Origin of the sequence: Nocardia rhizosphaerihabitans (assembly GCF_014646295.1) — a bacterium.
GTDB lineage: Bacteria > Actinomycetota > Actinomycetes > Mycobacteriales > Mycobacteriaceae > Nocardia > Nocardia rhizosphaerihabitans.
Window position 1 is genome coordinate 466,950 of the sequence record NZ_BMNE01000006.1, and the last position, 14,715, is coordinate 481,664.

Genomic DNA, 14,715 nt, shown 5'->3' on the forward strand with positions numbered 1-14,715 from the left:
AGTGACCACTCCTTCCACCTTGAACGGGAATTTCCCCAACGTCGTCGTCACCAGCATGGCGGCGACCACGTCGATCGCGGGTGATGTCGATGCGACGTGGAAGGGACTCCTCAACGGTGAGAGCGGAATCGACGTTCTCGAGGATTCCTTCATCGAGGAATACGACCTGCCGGTGCGCATCGGCGGTCACCTGAAAGTCAGCCCCGACACCCTGCTGAGCCGGGTCGAGATCCGCCGTATGGCGTATGTCGAGCGCCTGGCGACCGTCCTCGGTCGCGAGGTGTGGAAGAACGCGGGCAGCCCGGAGGTCGACCACGACCGCCTGGGCGTCGCGATCGGCACCGGCCTCGGTGGCGGCGACGCGCTGATCGACTCGGTCGACAAGCTGAAGAACGGCGGCTACCGCAAGATCTCGCCGCTTGCTGTTCAGATGGTCATGCCGAACGGTCCGTCGGCCGTCGTCGGTCTCGAGCTGAAGGCCAGGGCGGGAGTGGTCACTCCGGTCTCGGCGTGCTCGTCGGGTTCGGAGGCCATCGCCAACGCGTGGCGGATGATCGTGATGGGTGACGCCGACATCGTCGTCACCGGTGGCGTCGAGGGCTTCATCGACTCGGTGCCGATCGCGGCGTTCTCCATGATGCGGGCGATGAGCACTCGCAACGACGATCCGAAAGGCGCCTCGCGTCCGTTCGACAAGGATCGTGACGGCTTCGTCTTCGGCGAAGCGGGCGCGCTCATGGTCATCGAGACCGAAGAGCACGCCAAGGCTCGCGGTGCCACCATCCACGCTCGACTCCTGGGTGCAGGCATCACGTCCGACGGCTTCCACCTGGTCGCTCCCGATCCCGAGGGCACCGGTGCGGCCAGGGCGATGACCCGCGCGATCCAGACCGCCGGTCTGACCAAGCAGGACATCACCCACATCAACGCCCACGCGACCGCGACCCCCATCGGCGACACCGCCGAGGCCAACGCGATCAACTTGGCTGTGGGCAACCACGCTTCGGTGTACGCGCCGAAGTCGGCACTGGGCCACTCGATCGGCGCCGTCGGTGCCCTCGAGTCCGTGCTCACCGTGCTCGCCATCAGGGACGGCGTCGTTCCGCCGACGCTGAACCTGGACAACCAGGATCCGGCGATCGATCTCGACGTGGTGCACGGGCAGGCCCGTCACCAGGAAATCGAGTACGCGATCAACAACTCCTTCGGTTTCGGTGGGCACAACGTCGCGCTCGCCTTCGGTCGGGCATAGCCGCACCGATCGACTGCATTCACGGTCCCCGGTGGGGGTCGCACCAACTCCATGGTTCGACCCCCACCGGCGGTTCGCCATACGCAGCCGCCGCAGCGGCAACTCTCTTCGAAGGCAGGAGACGACGCGATGACCATCATTGCTCCCGCGTTTAACGACACGACGACCGATCCGCGTGACCCGCTCGGCCGGCTTCAGCGATTCTTCGACCCCGGCACCGTGCTTCCGCTGCACCCGCGGGACAAGTCCGGCGTACTGGCCGCGATCGGCGAGGTCGACGGTGTCCGCACCGTGGCCTACTGCTCGGACGCGACCGTCATGGGCGGCGCGATGGGCGTCGAGGGCTGCAAGCACATCGTCGACGCGATCGACACCGCCATCGACTCCGGTATTCCGGTCGTCGGCCTGTGGCACTCCGGCGGCGCTCGCCTTGCCGAGGGTGTCGAGGCGCTGCACGCGGTCGGCCTGGTCTTCGAGGCGATGGTCCGCGCGTCCGGTCTGGTCCCGCAGATCTCCGTGGTGCTCGGCTTCGCCGCCGGTGGCGCCGCCTACGGTCCCGCGCTGACCGACATCGTCATCATGGCCCCCGAGGGCCGTGTCTTCGTCACCGGTCCGGACGTCGTGCGTTCGGTGACCGGCGAGAACGTCGACATGGAGACCCTGGGCGGGCCCACCACACACTTCAAGAAGTCCGGCGTGTGCCACATCGCCGCCGACGACGAAGCCGATGCCATGCATCGCGCCCGTCGGCTGGTCTCGATGTTCGCCGAGCAGGGCGAGTTCGACCAGGCCGTCGCCGAGCACGGTGACGTCGACCTGAAGGCGATGCTGCCCGCCTCGCCCAAGCGCGCCTACGACGTCAAGCCGATCATCCACGAGCTGCTCGACAACGTCGACGGCGAATCCTCCTTCGAGGAGCTGCAGGGTGGTTACGCCCGCAGCATGGTTGTCGGCCTCGGTCGCCTCGGTGGCCGCACCGTCGGTGTGCTCGCCAACAACCCGCTGCGCCTGGGCGGCTGCCTCAACTCCGAAAGCGCCGAGAAGGCATCGCGTTTCGTGCGCCTGTGCGACGCGTTCGGCATCCCGCTGATCGTGGTCACCGACGTCCCCGGCTACCTGCCCGGCGTCGGCCAGGAACTCGAGGGCGTCGTCCGCCGCGGCGCGAAGCTGCTGCACGCGTTCGCCGAGGCCCGCGTCCCCCGCGTCACCCTGGTGACCCGCAAGATCTACGGCGGCGCCTACATCGCGATGAACGCGCGCTCCCTCGGCGCCACAGCCGTCTACGCCTGGCCCGGCTCCGAAGTCGCCGTCATGGGCGCCAAGGCCGCCGTCGGCATCCTGCACAAGAAGGCACTCGCCGCCGCCCCCGAAGCGGAACGCGAAGCCCTCCACGAGCGCCTGACCGCCGAACACGAGCAGATCGCGGGCGGCGTCGAACGCGCCGTAGCCATCGGCGTCGTCGACGAGGTCATCGACCCCGCCAAGACCCGCAGCATCATCGCCGCGGCCCTGGCCTCGGCCCCGGCCCGCAAGAGCCACCACAAGAACATCCCGCTGTGATGTGACGACGACGTACTAGCATGGCCGCCAAGCTGCGACGTAGGTTGCGGGCGAACGGCTCCTGATGACGACCTGATGCGCCGTTGCCGCGGTCGGAACGCTGGTGCCGACACGGCCGCGGACGGCGCGCAGGGTCTGCGACATCCAGCGCGCTCCGCCGGACGCGAACAGCGTCCGCACCATCTGCCCCGGCGTGATCTGTTGCAGGTACACACGTTTGGCGTGCCGGACTTCCTCGGCGCCGGTGTAGACAGGAACACCGAGGAGCTCGACGAGCCGTGGGACGGCGCCGATGTGATACACGGAGCCGGAAACCTGATCGATGTTCACGAGTGCGCCCTCACTCTTGGATCAGGTGCTCGATGACACCGATCCCGTCGATCTCCAGCCGCAGGACATCGCCGGGCACGAGCCATCGGCCCAGTTCCATCCCGCTGCCACCGGGCAGCGTTCCGGTGGCGATCAGCTCACCGGGGAACAGCTGTTCGCCCCGGGAAGCATGCGCGATCGCCGCGCCGAGACTGTGCCGCATGCCCTGAGTGCCGGTCCGAGCTACCGTGTGCCCGTTGATCTGCACCGACGCGGTGAGCGAGTCGAGCCGGTCGGCGACCGCCGAACCGGCGACCGCTGTCGCCGACATCGAGGTGGTGAAGTGCTTGGACTTCTGCGGCCCGAATCCGGAACGCATTTCGGCCAACTGGACGTCGCGCGCGGAGAAGTCGTTGACGACGACGACCGTGCCGATCGCGGCGAGTGCTTCCGCTGGGGTCGCATCGCGCAGCGGCGCGCCAAGAACGACGCCCAGTTCCAGCTCGAAGTCGAGCGCCGTGCTGTAGCCAGGGCCGCTGACCGGAATTCCCGACGGGATCATCGTCGACGCGTTGGACATGTAGTAGATGGGCTGTTCGTTCCAGAGCCGGTGGGGCCGGTAGGGCGGGAATGTGCGCCGGGTCAGGGTCTCGAACAGCCGCCCGAGGCGGTAACCGGCGGGTACGAATCGACGCGCCATGCCGCGCGCGGCATCGACAGCGTGCTTCTCGTAGAGCATGAAATCGCGGAACGACACCGGGCAGACGGGCAGGACACAGGCCCCGTCGGGAACGCCCAGCAGCTCGTACCGGGAGATCTCGTACTCCTCGGTGAAAGCCGCAGGGGCGACGAACGAAGGCAGGTCACCGCCGGAGTCATCGATCGCCGTCCACCCGGCGCCGGTGTCGGCGTGCAGCGTGATCCGACGGGCTGTGCGGTCGAGAATTCGCTGGATCCGGGGCAGGGGAAGCGGCTGATGCATCGGATCAGCATCCCACGCTCTGACCGACGACCAAGTGCTCGCGAAGGAATCGCACCGACAGTGCGCTCCACTGTTCGCCGTGCCCCATCGCGCAGTGGTCGTCGTCGGCATAGAGCACCAGCTGCGCCTCGGACGCCCCGATGGCGATGTCGATGGAGTCCTGGGTGCTCAGCAGGGTGTCGTTGGCGCCGTTGATGACCAGGAGCGGAACGTCGATGTGCCGGTACAGGTGGGCCAGCGACAGTTTTCGCAGTTTGCCCGCCATCTCATGGATGCTCGCCGATCCCGTCGCGTTGCGCAGTGTCGACACCATGATCTCCGGAAGACCCAGCGCCGCAGCCGAGGTGAAACTGCGGTACGCGGGCGCGCCGTTGGCGACCGCGACGGAGATCTGAGGATCGACCGCGGCCATCCGGGTTGCCCAATAGGCCCCGAAACTGACTCCCAGCATGCCGATGCGATCACTGTCCACACGCGGATCCGCGGCGAGGTACTCGACGACCGCCGAGTACACCCGCTCCGTGTCGGGAGACACAGGCTGCCGGTAGGAATAGGTGCCGGGCATCTCCATGACGAACAGGGCCATCCCGGCATGGCGGTGGGTCAGCATCGGCAGCATCAGCTCCGCGAGGGTTCCTTCGAGACCATTGCTGCACAGCACGATAGGCATCTCGGCGGCACCCGGATCGAGCGGGAACGTCAGGTATCCGCGGACCACGTCCCCACCCGGGACCGGAATTCGGACCGGCTCGATGGACACATCCATCGCCGGAGCCAGACAGGTGAGGACGAGTTCGGCCAGCCGGTGCGACCGCTCGTAAGCTGTCAACCGGCTCGGTGTCCAACCCGGCCACGCGGCGACGAATTCGTAGACCATCGCCTTGATCAGGCCGTCCAGCGCGTCGGCGGATTGCGCTGCATCGGGGTGCTCGGCGCAGAACTTCGCCACCGCATCCGGGTCTGCCACCGGGCCCCGGTCCGCGAGCACGGATACCGCCGGTGACAATCGCGCACCCAGCTCTTCCCGTATCCCGCTGTCGGCTGTCGCGAGCAGTTCGTCGGTTCCCGCAACGCCGAGCTGTGCCAGTGCTTGGTTCGCGCGGGCCACATGCCGCTCGGCGATGGCCTGCCAGTAGGTGGTCCACCGCGCGTCGTCGAAGGATCGGCATCCATCCAGCTGCGCGCGGAACTCCTCGTCGGCGATCCCGCCCAGATGGGTGAACCGGTCGACGAACAACGCGGGCAGGAACGGGGCGGGGCCAACCCGGCGGGTCGCGTACTCGGTAGTTCTGGTCAGTGCGCACGCGCTGACCAGTACCTTCTTCGCCCATGCTGACAACGATGTCATCGGTGAACCCTTCAGTCCGACAGCTACCTCAGAAAAGCAGAACTTTCTGCTTCAGTGAGGCTAAGTCACTCCGCTGATCAAAAGCAAGGAAATCTGCTTTAAGATCGAGGTGTGACCACGACAGACGACGATGCGCCGCAGCGGCGACCGGGGGGCCGGTCGGCGCGCGTTCGCGAGGCGGTTCACCGGGCGGTGCTGGACGCGATCATCGAGCACGGCGTCGATCGGGTCGGGATTCCCGACATCAGCCGCCGGGCGGGGGTCCGTGACAGCTCCATCTACCGGCGGTGGCGTAGTCGCGAGAACCTGCTCCTCGACGTGCTGCTCGAATACAGTCGGCGAGCACTTCCTCTGCCCGATACCGGCACGTTCCGGGGCGACCTCGCCGAGTTCGCCACCGAACTCGCGGCCTATCTCGACACGCCGCTGGGCGCGGGTCTGTCCCGGGCGCTCGCCTACGTCACCGATACCGAGGAGATGGCCGAAGTGCGCAATGCGTTCTGGGACAGTCGATTCCTCGCGGTACAGCCGCTGTTCGATCGTGCTGTCGAACGCGGTGAGATCTCGCCGGACACCGACGCGCGATTCGCTCTCGAACTGCTCATCGGGCCCCTGCATTTCCGTACTACGCTCGCTCGCCGGCCGGCCGGTGCCGACTTCGTCGACCAGCTGGCCTCCCATGTGGTGGCGGCGCTGCAGCCCGGCGCTGTCGCAACCGAGCGCGCTGCCGGCGAGTAGGGAACCGGCACGACCACCTTCGGCCGGTGTCGACACTCGCCGCTCCGGGCGGTCATGGCGCGCATAATGGCAGGGTGCGCTATGAGGAACTCGCTGACGTCCCGTGTTCGATCACGCGGCCGCTGGTGATCTTCGGGGACCGGTGGACGTTGCTGGTGCTCAAATACTGCTTTGCCGGGGTGCGGCGGTTCAATGCGTTTCAGAGTGCGCTGGGGATTTCGCGGAGCCGGTTGCAGGATCGGCTGGATCGGCTCATCGAGCACGAGATCCTGGTGAAGCGACCCGCTGAGGACGGGGCTTACGAGGAGTATCGGCTGACCGAGAAGGGTCACGCCATCTACCCGATCCTGATGGCGATCCGGGACTGGGGCGATGCGTACATGGCGCCGGACGGTCCGCCGGTGGAATACCGGCACAAGGGGTGCGGCGGCGAAGCCCATGCGAAGCTGACCTGCGATGAGTGTCATCGCGAGGTGACGGCGCGCGAGATCGTGCCGGAACCGGGCCCCGGACTCACCGCGGTATCGCGCCCGGCCTGAAGGATAGGTCGATGATAGCGAATCCGCTATCATCGAAGTATGGCCGCCTCGAGCTCCGCGCCGCGCACGACCGCAGCGAAACTCGTTCTCGACGCTCGTCGTCGTCGAGGGCTGTCTCAGCGTGAACTCGCCCGCCGAGCGGATGTCGCTCAATCCACAGTTGCCACCATCGAGTCCGGCCGTAGGCAGCCGTCTGTGGCCATGCTCGAGCAGTTGCTCGCTGCCGCTGGTTTCCGGCTCGACACCGCCCTGGCCAATGTTGTGCGGCCCAGTGAATTGCTCGACCGGTATCGAGCCGAATTCCATGCGGTACTCGGTCGGTACCCGGTCGCCAATGTCTGGCTGTTCGGTTCGGTCGCCCGCGGCGACGATCGGCCCGACTCCGATTTGGACCTGCTCATCGAACTTGCTCCGGGTGCATCGCTCCTCGATATCCTCGGCCTCGATGACGATCTCGCCGCCGTTCTCGGCTGTCCCGTCGATGTCGTGACAACCACCGAAGTCGATTCGAACGATCTCCTTCGTCGCGGTGTCAAGCGTGACCGACTTCCGCTGGAATTCGCCGTGTGACCCAGCGAACCGACCAGCGTATGACGGTGACATCGCGGTGGCCCGTGCCTGTCAATACAGCGTGATCCGCCTGGCTGCCGATCTCGAGCGTATGGGCGAGGAGTGGCTCTCCGAACATCCCGAGATCCCCTGGCGCTTGATCAAGGGGATGCGCAATCGGATCGCGCACAGCTACTGGCTGGTGGACGACAGCATCGTGTGGACCGTCGTCGAAGTACACGCCGCCGATCTGCATCGGCAACTCGCGCAGGAGATCGCGAGTGCTCGGGCCAGATGCGATGCCGGATCCACTGACTAGCGAATCAGCTGGTGTGCCAGGTGATCTGGTCGTCCAGGGGTGCGCGGGCGGTGCGGAAGGTGTTGATCGGGTGGTCGGGGTCGGGGTAGCCGAAGGAGACGCCGAAGACGACCTTGCGGTGGGTGGGGAGGTCGAAGTAGTCGTGGAGGAAGGGGGAGTAGGAGGCCAGGGCGGCTTGGGGAGCGGCGGCGAGGCCGAGGGCTTGGGCGCCGAGGAGGAAGGATTCGAGCCACAGGCCGCAGTCGATGGCGCCGTAGATGCCGAGGTCGGCTTCGGAGGTGACGATGGCGACGTGAGGTGCGTCGAAGAATTCGAAGTTGCGGACCATCTGGCGCATGGTCTTCTCGTGGTCGCCCTTGGCGATGCCGACGCTGTCGTAGAGCTGGAAGCCGCACTCGCGTCGGCGGTCGCGGTAGACACCGGCGTATTGGGCGGGGAACTCGAAATCCGGTGCGGTGCCGTTGGTCTGGATGTGGGTGAGCAGTTCTTTGCGGAATCGCTCGGTGCCTTCGCCCGCGGTGACGACGACCTGCCACGGCTGGGTGTTGCACCACGACGGGGTGCGCTGGGTGAGGGTCAGCAGCTGTTCGATGGTCGCGCGGTCGACCTCGTCGGGGCGGAACTGCCTGCAGGTCCAGCGCTCGTCGGCCAGGCGCTGGAGCGCGGCGAAATCGCTGCTGTCGTGGTCGGTCGGCGCCATCGCGCGGCTCCCTCGGTCGGTAAAACCAGTCTCATTTTGAGACCAGGTTAGCAGCCCGGCCGGATACGCGGAACCCGCCGGCATCCACGAAAATCGGGTGCCGGCGGGTTCGGGGGTGAGTCAGGCGCGACGACGGGCAACCGACCAGATCGCCACACCGATGCCGACCAGCGCGACCGCGCCGATGCCGATGCCGACGATGGCCGCCCACGGCGTCGACGAGTTCGAACCATCCACGGCGACAGGCTTTTGCGCGCCTGGTGACTGCTCACCGAGGACATCGGCGCTACCGGTCACATAGGTCGGCCCGGCTTCCGCGGTGCCCGCCACGGTGACGTCGAGTTCGATCGGCGTGGGCGGCATCTTGTCGGCACCGCTCGGCAGACCGACCTTGATCGCGAGGTAATGCCACCCGGCGACCGACTGACGCTGCACCGTCGTATCGGCCGCGTCCCGGTTGGCGTACCGGATCGGCACCGACGCCACGGTCAATGCCGTGTTCGTCTTGCCGGTGTAAGCCGAAGTGTCGGAGTCGATCTCGCGACCCAGCGGCGAGAACAGCGTGGTCTCGACGTTCGTGGCGGCGGTGTAGCCCGCCCCGCCGGTTTCGGCGAAGCGCACCCGGTAGGCCAGGCCCTGCCCCCAGTCGAGTCGCACCCGGTAGAAGACGTACTCGCCGGACTGCAGCGTGTCGGTGTAGCGGCCGCTGCCCTCCAGCGTGGAGGCGACGGTGAACGAGCCGCCGCCGCTGATCGGCTGGGCCGCACCGCCCGGATCGGTGAACGTGGTCTTGGTCGAGACCGCGGCGGCACCGGGATCGGTGACGCCCGGTTCGATGCCGACGAGAATCTCCAGCGGCAGCCGCGCGGGCGCGCCTTCGGGTGCGATGTCCCAGTTCATCTCGAAGTAGTAGCGGCCGCCGCCCTTGCACTTGTCCGAGCTGCCGCCGCTCGGCTGCTCGGCCGCGCCCTGGAAGGTGTTGGCGACGGTGAGCGCGACGCCGTCGCTGGTTCTGGTTTCGAGCTCGCGCTCGCGGGCGCCGCAGTCCGTGCCGTCGCGACCGTAGACGCGCAGCTCCAGCACACCCATGTCGTCGGTGATGGACACGCCGGTCGTGCGCGGGAACGAGACGATCCCGGTGAAGTACGCGGTCGCCCCCGCGGGCACATCCACCGCGTAGAACCGCTTCTCGTGCTGACCGATGATGTCGAGGTATTGACCGGGCTTGGCGACCGGCGCGGTCCGGTAGCCGTCGGTGCCGGTGATCGGGGTGCCGGTGGCCTGGTAGTTGCGCAGGGCGGCCGAACTCACCCGCGGCAGAATGCGTTCCAGCGCGGCGCCGTCGGCGGCGTCGGTGTAGCTGCCGCCGGTCGTCTGCGCCATACAGGTGAGCTGGGCGCGGGCCTTGTCGTCGACGGCGAAACCGATGGAGTGCACGACCAGGTCGACCCCCTTCTGCTTCAGCTCCTTGGCCACCTCGCACGGATCGGGCGGCGCGCAGGTGTCGTCACCGTCGGAGACCAGCACGATCGAGCGCGGACCCGAGGACGGCAATGCCTCGGCGGCCTGGCGCAGCGCGGTGCCCATCGGGGTCCATCCGCGGGCCTGGATGCCGTCGACGGCGCTGGTGAGCGCGGGCTTGTCGATGGTGTTCGGCTGCTGCAGGATCTGGACGTCGCGGCAGCCCGCGGCCTTGTCGGCCTCGTCGTTGCCGGTGCCGGTGCCGTAGGTGGTGAGTCCGACCTTGGCCTCGGCGGGCGCCGAGTCGACGAAGGTGCGTACGGCCCTCTTCGCGGAATCCATCATGGTGGCACCCTGGTCGGGGCGCTGCATGGACCCGGACGCGTCCAGGATGAGCATGGTCGGTGCGTACTGCGCCGGGTCGGCGTGCGCCGCCGCCACGGGGAGCAGGGTGAGCGCTGTGGCGGTCAGTGCCGCGGTCAGCGTCCTGAATCTCGACATCGTCCTCGACTTCGTCAACCGGAATGAAACCGGACAGACGTTACCGAGCGGGTGGTGCCGGTACTACCCCCAAAATCGGTGGCACAAGCCACCGTTTACCGGATGAAATCGTGTTTCGGCAGGTTGCCGGGCCGTTGTCTCGCGCCTGCCGCAGGATGACGGCGTCGCGGGGCACAATCGAACGCATGGCTTCGCAGGCCCGCGACGCGCAGGAGCGCAAACGGCACGGCAGGCACTACACCCCGCCCGCCCTTGCGCGGTTCCTGGCGCGACGGGCGCTGCTGCACGCCCCACGCGCCGGTGAGCTCCGGGTGCTCGACCCGGCCTGCGGGGACGGCGAGTTACTCCTCGCGGTGCACCGGGAGGCCGCACCTGACGTCACGGTACGGCTGACCGGCTACGACCTGGACCGGCGGGCCGTTGGTGAAACCGCCGAGCGCGCCGCCGCCGAAGGCGTCGAGATCGATTGCCGGGCAGGCGATTTCCTCGCCGCGTCGGCGCACATCCCCGACGGTTCGTTCGACCTCGTCATCAGCAATCCGCCGTATGTGCGGACCCAGCAGCTCGGCGGCTCGACGGCACAGCTGCTGAGCAAGCAGTTCGGCCTGCGCGGGCGCATCGACCTCACCCACCCCTTCGTGGCGATCGCGCCGCGGCTGCTTGCCGCCGACGGTGTCCTCGGATTGCTCTGTGCCAACCGGTTTCTCACCACCAGGGCGGGTGCGAACCTGCGCCGGATCCTGACGAGTGAGCTGCATCCGGCCGAGCTCTACGACCTCGGCGACACCAAGCTCTTCGCGGCGGCGGTGCTGCCCGCGATCACGGTCGCTACCCGCGCGCCCAGCGAATGCGACTGCCGGTACGTCTCGGTGTACGAAGAGATCGGCGCCGAACCCGATTGCGCCTCAGGCCTGTTCGACGCGCTGGCCGGAGACACCGCGTGCCTGGTCGGCGACAGCGGACGGGTGTTCGCCGTCGAGGTGGGCGTGCTGTCCACCGGGGGCGGCTCCGGGGTGGTCGGCGTGCGAACGTCGGCGACGCACACGGGCCCGAAACCTACCGGGCCCGGCGAACAGATTTCGGGGCGAGACAGCGCTCGATCGCGCGCGGACCTGAAGTCCACCCGCACCGCGGTCGCAGGCCTGATCGCCCGGCCCGGCGGGGCCGACCAGGCGAACGCTGTTCGCCCCGACCAGCCTGGTGACACCGCCTGGCGCATGTCACGCCCCGCCGTCGATCACTGGCTCGGCCGCATCGCCGAGCGCACCTGGCGCACTTTCGGCGACACCGCCCGCATCCGCGTCGGCATCAAAACCACCGCCGACCGGGTGTTCATCTCCGACCGCTGGGACCAGATGGACCCGACCCCGGAACCGGAACTGTTGCGGCAGTTGATCACCCACCATGACCTGCAACCATGGCGGATCGGGCAGGAGCGCGGCACCAGGGTCCTCTACCCCTACGACCTCATGCAGCCGCGCCGCACACCCATCGACCTCGACGAATTCCCCGGCGCCGCAGAGTATCTGCGCTCGCACGAGCAGGTCCTGTCCGGCCGACGGTACGTGCTCGACGGCGGTCGGAAGTGGTTCGAGATCTGGGTTCCGCAGCGCCCGCATCTGTGGGGCGCGCCGAAACTGGTGTTCCCCGACATCAGCGAGCGACCCAGGTTCGCGCTCGACCGGTCCGGCGCGGTGGTCAACGGCGACTGCTACTGGATCTCGCTCACCGATCTCGGCACCGGCAAGCAGGCGACCGATCTCGCGTATCTGCTGATGGGCGTGGCGAATTCGGCGCTGGGACTGCGGTTCTACGACGCGGTGTGCGGCAATCGGCTGTATTCGGGACGGCGGCGCTGGATCACCCAGTACGTGGCCCGGCTGCCGCTGCCCGATCCGGCGTGCCCGGCCGCGGCGGCGATCGTGGCGCGAGTGCGTGGCGTGCTGGAAGGCGGTGTCCCCGTCGCGGAGGCCGGCATCGACGAGACCGTCGCCGCGGCCTTCGGGGTCCCCGCTCAGTGAGCGACGCGGATACCGACCATCGGTAGCAGGGTGCGGCGGGCGAAGTCGCGGCCCGCCGCCGGGTCGTCGAGGGGGATGAGACCGTCCGGGGTGAGTGCCAGCGACAGCGCGAGCCGCGCCATGATCTCGGCGACCAGATCGGGATCGAAGTCGGGGACGGTCGCGCCCGCCTGCAATTCGCGCAGCTTGTCGGCGAGATAGCCGCGCCCGACCGCGAGGATCGGGCCCGCTTCGGTGGTGAGCCTGGGCAGGATGATCTCCGGTTCGGTACCGAGCAGCCTGCGCAGCAGCTCGTTGCCCGCGATGGTCGTCACGAACGCGACGAAGATCTCGACGAGCTGTTCGCCCGGCTCGGTGACCGCGCGCACCCGCTCGTCGATCTCGGCGACATAGCGCTGCGCCTCCCGCACGCCCACCGCTTCGACCAGGTCGTTCTTGGATTCGTAGCGCCGGTACAGGGTGGCCGGGCTGATGCCTGCCCGCCGGGCGATCTCGCCCATGCTCGTGCGTTTGATGCCGAAGTCGAGAAACGCCGACAGCGCACTGTCGAGCAGCTTCTCCCCGTCGGTGACGGGCTTTTCCAGTATCCGCGCGAGGATGGACGAGACAGTAGGCATCGTCCCATTATCCCCGTGGCGACAGATCCAGCGCGACCATCTCCTGCTCGATCGCATTGGCCGCGAAGTGGACCCCGCGCGAGCGTAATTCGTGAACCCGGCACTGGAGTGCCTCGATTCCGCCGGGCTGGGCGGCGATATCGGCCACGCTGAGCCGTCCCCCTGCTCGGTGCACACCGGAATGCATGTATGCCACCGTGATACCTCCTACCTCGCGTATCCGGTGCCGGCCGCCGCACTCTATGGCCGGACGCAATACGCAGGGCAAATGTTATCAGGTATCCCTACTGGTCACTTGCTCAGTGTGACGACTCACAACACCTCGGCCGTGCGGTGCGCCGCCAGATTGTGCACATAGACGGCCGCGTTGAGCTTGATCCCGTCCTGCTGCGCCTCGGTCAGCTCGCGGCGCACCTTGCCGGGGACGCCGGCGACCAGCGAGCCAGGCGGGATCTGCGCACCCTCCGGGATCAGGGCATTGGCCGCGATCAGGCTGCCCGCGCCGATCACCGCGCCGTTGAGGACGGTCGCGCCCATGCCGACCAGCACGTCGTCGCCGATGGTGCAGCCGTGCAGAATCGCGTTGTGTCCCACCGAGACTCCACTGCCGACGGTGAGCGGGAAACCGGGGTCGGCGTGCAGGACGCAACCGTCCTGGATATTGGTGCGCGCACCAAGAGTGATCTGCTCGAGGTCGCCGCGCAGCACAGCCGAATACCAGACGCCGACCTCGGCGGCCAGGCTCACCCGCCCGATAACGGTCGCGTTCGGCGCGATCCAGGCAGTGTCGTCGATTTCCGGTGCGAACCCGGACACCTTGATGATCATGCGGTGATTATCGCGCCGCGCCACGGAACTGGGCGCGGTGGGCCGCCGGACTGGTGCCGAGCATGCGATGGAAGTGGTGGCGCAGGCTCACCGCGCTGCCGAAACCGGTGTCGCGCGCGATCCGGTCGACGGTCTCGTCGGTCGACTCCAGCAGCAGCCGGGCATGGTCGGTGCGCTGCTGCAACAGCCATTGCTGCGGGCTGGTGCCGGTGCGTTCGCGGAACCGCCGGGTGAAGGTGCGCCGCGACATGAGCGCCGCGCGCGACCAGATGTCGAGATCGATCCCCGTGTCGAGGTGGGTGCGGGCCCACGCCATCGCCTGCTCGATCGGGTCGGTGGTGTCCTCGTCGGGGACCGCGACCGGGATGAACTGGGCCTGCGAACCGCTGCGGTGCGGCGCAGTGACCAGCGCGCGGGCCAGCTCGGTGGCCGCGCGGGCGCCGAGGTCGCCGCGGACGATGTGCAGGCAGCAGTCCAGCGCGGCGGCGACGCCCGCGGAGGTGATCACGTCGCCGAGGTCGGTCCACAGGGTGTCGGCGCGCACCCGGACCCGCGGATAGGCGCGGGCCATGGCCTCCGCGGCGGCCCAGTGCGTGGTGAGTTCGCGGCCGTCGGCCAGGCCCGTCGCCGCGATCGCCCAGGCGCCGAGGCACAGGCCGACCAGCCGGGCGCCGTTCGCGTGCGCGGTGTGCACCGCGTCGTCGAGGGCGGGGGAGAGGGCCATGTCACGGTGCCAGCCGGGGAAGACCACCATGTCTGCGCCGGCGACAGCGTCGAGACCGTGGTGCACGGTGATGTCGAAACCCGCTGCGGTGGACAGCGTTCCGCGCTTCTCTGCGCACACTCGCACGTCGTAGGGTGAATCGCCGCTGACACCGGTCCCGGAGCGGCCCAGTACCAGCGTCGGCACCGACAGATGGAACGGACTGATCCCGTCGAACGCGATGACCGCCACCGAGCGCATGGCCCGATCTTAACGATGCTCGGCCTG

General features: G+C 68.1%; 16 protein-coding genes. 7 read left to right on the forward strand and 9 right to left on the reverse strand.

The genetic code is table 11. The features are described 5' to 3' along the window. Position 1 precedes the first annotated feature (1 nt). Positions 2-1,252 carry a KasA/KasB family beta-ketoacyl-ACP synthase gene (locus IEY60_RS26575; protein ID WP_189033194.1) on the forward strand — a complete coding sequence of 417 codons (1,251 nt, stop codon included), beginning with the start codon at positions 2-4 and terminating at the stop codon, positions 1,250-1,252. A gap of 129 nt (positions 1,253-1,381) precedes the next feature. Further along, positions 1,382-2,812, forward strand: coding sequence for an acyl-CoA carboxylase subunit beta (locus IEY60_RS26580; protein ID WP_189033195.1), 1,431 nt, complete (start codon positions 1,382-1,384; stop codon positions 2,810-2,812). 15 nt (positions 2,813-2,827) lie between these two features. On the opposite strand, the gene IEY60_RS26585 is transcribed toward IEY60_RS26580, so the two are convergent. The 3 genes from IEY60_RS26585 to IEY60_RS26595 are packed head-to-tail and all read right to left on the reverse strand — an operon-like array spanning position 2,828 to position 5,451. Continuing rightward, positions 2,828-3,142 (reverse strand): hypothetical protein, encoded by a 315-nt coding sequence (locus IEY60_RS26585; protein WP_189033196.1) that lies wholly within the window; start codon positions 3,140-3,142, stop codon positions 2,828-2,830. A 10-nt stretch (positions 3,143-3,152) separates the two neighbouring features. Further along, the gene (locus IEY60_RS26590) at positions 3,153-4,103 is read right to left on the reverse strand and encodes a fumarylacetoacetate hydrolase family protein (RefSeq protein WP_189033197.1); all 951 of its coding nucleotides are present in this window, start codon (positions 4,101-4,103) and stop codon (positions 3,153-3,155) included. A 4-nt stretch (positions 4,104-4,107) separates the two neighbouring features. Further along, positions 4,108-5,451 (reverse strand): alpha/beta hydrolase family protein, encoded by a 1,344-nt coding sequence (locus IEY60_RS26595; RefSeq protein ID WP_229740132.1) that lies wholly within the window; start codon positions 5,449-5,451, stop codon positions 4,108-4,110. Positions 5,452-5,562: 111 nt separating this feature from the next. Between IEY60_RS26595 and IEY60_RS26600 the strand changes: the two genes are divergently transcribed. The 4 genes from IEY60_RS26600 (at position 5,563) to IEY60_RS35965 (ending at position 7,596) form a co-directional block, all read left to right on the forward strand. Beyond that, a complete protein-coding gene (locus IEY60_RS26600; protein ID WP_189033198.1) occupies positions 5,563-6,189 on the forward strand; it encodes a TetR/AcrR family transcriptional regulator in 627 nt (208 codons plus the stop codon). A 74-nt stretch (positions 6,190-6,263) separates the two neighbouring features. Beyond that, on the forward strand, positions 6,264-6,728 hold the full coding sequence (locus IEY60_RS26605) for a winged helix-turn-helix transcriptional regulator (protein WP_189033199.1): 465 nt from the start codon (positions 6,264-6,266) through the stop codon (positions 6,726-6,728). Between the two features lie 39 nt (positions 6,729-6,767). Beyond that, positions 6,768-7,298 (forward strand): helix-turn-helix domain-containing protein, encoded by a 531-nt coding sequence (locus tag IEY60_RS26610; RefSeq protein WP_189033200.1) that lies wholly within the window; start codon positions 6,768-6,770, stop codon positions 7,296-7,298. Next, positions 7,267-7,596: a HepT-like ribonuclease domain-containing protein gene (locus IEY60_RS35965; RefSeq protein ID WP_229740133.1), complete on the forward strand. Its 330-nt coding sequence runs from the start codon at positions 7,267-7,269 to the stop codon at positions 7,594-7,596. Before IEY60_RS26610 ends, IEY60_RS35965 begins: the two co-directional genes overlap by 32 nt. Before the next feature lie 4 nt (positions 7,597-7,600). Here the strand turns inward: IEY60_RS35965 and IEY60_RS26620 are convergent, their stop codons facing one another. After that, positions 7,601-8,296, reverse strand: a complete 696-nt coding sequence (locus IEY60_RS26620; protein ID WP_189033201.1) for a nitroreductase family protein — start codon at positions 8,294-8,296, stop codon at positions 7,601-7,603. A 120-nt stretch (positions 8,297-8,416) separates the two neighbouring features. Next, positions 8,417-10,258, reverse strand: a complete 1,842-nt coding sequence (locus IEY60_RS26625; protein WP_189033202.1) for a vWA domain-containing protein — start codon at positions 10,256-10,258, stop codon at positions 8,417-8,419. 185 nt (positions 10,259-10,443) lie between these two features. On the opposite strand from IEY60_RS26625, the gene IEY60_RS26630 reads away from it, so the two are divergent. After that, on the forward strand, positions 10,444-12,279 hold the full coding sequence (locus tag IEY60_RS26630) for an Eco57I restriction-modification methylase domain-containing protein (RefSeq protein WP_189033203.1): 1,836 nt from the start codon (positions 10,444-10,446) through the stop codon (positions 12,277-12,279). On the opposite strand, the gene IEY60_RS26635 is transcribed toward IEY60_RS26630, so the two are convergent. The 4 genes from IEY60_RS26635 to IEY60_RS26650 form a co-directional block, all read right to left on the reverse strand. Further along, complete coding sequence (locus IEY60_RS26635) at positions 12,273-12,896, reverse strand: TetR/AcrR family transcriptional regulator (protein WP_189033204.1); 624 nt, start codon at positions 12,894-12,896, stop codon at positions 12,273-12,275. The genes IEY60_RS26630 and IEY60_RS26635 overlap by 7 nt on opposite strands. A 7-nt stretch (positions 12,897-12,903) precedes the next feature. Next, positions 12,904-13,083 carry a hypothetical protein gene (locus IEY60_RS26640; RefSeq protein ID WP_229740164.1) on the reverse strand — a complete coding sequence of 60 codons (180 nt, stop codon included), beginning with the start codon at positions 13,081-13,083 and terminating at the stop codon, positions 12,904-12,906. A gap of 125 nt (positions 13,084-13,208) precedes the next feature. Continuing rightward, complete coding sequence (locus tag IEY60_RS26645) at positions 13,209-13,724, reverse strand: gamma carbonic anhydrase family protein (RefSeq protein ID WP_189033206.1); 516 nt, start codon at positions 13,722-13,724, stop codon at positions 13,209-13,211. Positions 13,725-13,731: 7 nt separating this feature from the next. Beyond that, positions 13,732-14,688: a GlxA family transcriptional regulator gene (locus IEY60_RS26650; protein WP_189033207.1), complete on the reverse strand. Its 957-nt coding sequence runs from the start codon at positions 14,686-14,688 to the stop codon at positions 13,732-13,734. Between the last annotated feature and the right edge of the window lie 27 nt (positions 14,689-14,715).